General features: G+C 47.3%; 1 protein-coding gene. It reads right to left on the reverse strand.

Annotated elements, in window-relative coordinates; translation table 11 throughout:
* Positions 1 to 567, reverse strand: a 567-nt coding sequence (locus ACP45E_RS22155; RefSeq protein WP_241824379.1) for a fructose PTS transporter subunit IIB, incomplete at both ends; no start/stop codon positions are given.

Here is a 567-nt window from a genome sequence, read left to right on the forward strand (position 1 = left end):
GTTGACGGATTAGCACCACCACTGTGTTGGTATGGTGTGGCATCTGAAAACGCTTTGTTGATCTCTTGCTCAGTTTTTTTAAGGGCAAGACTTGTGCTGGTTTTATACAGGGCCTTACCATTGAATCGATCTAGTGGTACTTCAATATCGGCCGCAATGATAACCAAATCGGCTTGTTCAATATCTTGAGCTGTTAACTGATTCTTTGCACCGACAGAGCCGCGAGTTTCCACTTTAATACTGTGGCCTAGTCGAGCACTCTCTTTTTCCAGCGCTTCGGCAGCCATGAAAGTGTGCGCCACTCCGGTTGGACAAGCGGTTATCGCGACAATGTTTTTCGCTACTTTTTCCGCTACTGGGATTGCTACTGCGACACCTGATTCAGGCTCTAAACGATTAACTTGACTAGATTGATTCGATCGAAGTTCGCTCGCATCAGAAATGGCAGAGGTTAAGAACGCCACCGTATCGGCAGTACAATCTGAAATCGTCGCTAGGTAAACGCGCTTTCCAATGAAGCGTGGCGTATCAACCGGCGTGTTGGCAGCGATAACGACAATATCAGCA

This window comes from Vibrio genomosp. F10 str. 9ZD137 (assembly GCF_049974785.1).
GTDB lineage: Bacteria > Pseudomonadota > Gammaproteobacteria > Enterobacterales > Vibrionaceae > Vibrio.